The organism is Bradyrhizobium sp. PRIMUS42, assembly GCF_023006515.1.
GTDB lineage: Bacteria > Pseudomonadota > Alphaproteobacteria > Rhizobiales > Xanthobacteraceae > Bradyrhizobium.
Genome location: NZ_JALBGZ010001557.1, coordinates 1 through 501 on the forward strand (window position 1 = coordinate 1; position 501 = coordinate 501).

Below are 501 nucleotides of genomic sequence, written 5' to 3' on the forward strand. Positions count from 1 at the left end.
CATCGCCGCGAGCGGCGCGCCCGGCCAGAACGTGATCCAGAACAGCGCCAGGTACAGGCCGGGCGGCGCGCCGTGGGATTCCTGGGCCCCCAGCTTGCTCAGCATGTCGCCGCCGACGGAATCGGCGAAGAACGTTTCGCCTGCGCGCCAGAAGATCGCGACGAACCAGGGCAACACCAGCACCAGCATCCACATCAGGCCCCAGACCGGGCGCAGCCGCCACAGCCAGGAGGCATCGCGGTCCTGGATCGCGAGCGCAAGGATGGTCAGTCCTGCGAACATCAGGATCAGCGGACCCTTGATCAGGATGCCGACGGCTAGCGCGGTCCAGAAGATCGCGGGCCAGCTCCAGGGCGGATGCGTCTCGTCCTCGGCGCGCTGCCAGGACAGATAGGCCCGCGCCATCGCCCCCATCGCCGCGACCACGCAAAGCAGCAGCATCGCGTCGGTCTTGGCGAGCCGCGCCTCGACGCCGAGCAGCACCGAAGCGCACATCATCAG

Annotated in this window: 1 protein-coding gene; it reads right to left on the minus strand. The window is 68.7% G+C overall.

Translation table 11 applies throughout. The features are described 5' to 3' along the window. Nucleotides 1-501: glycosyltransferase family 39 protein (locus MOV75_RS41620; RefSeq protein ID WP_247008699.1), on the minus strand; the 501-nt coding region annotated here is incomplete at both ends.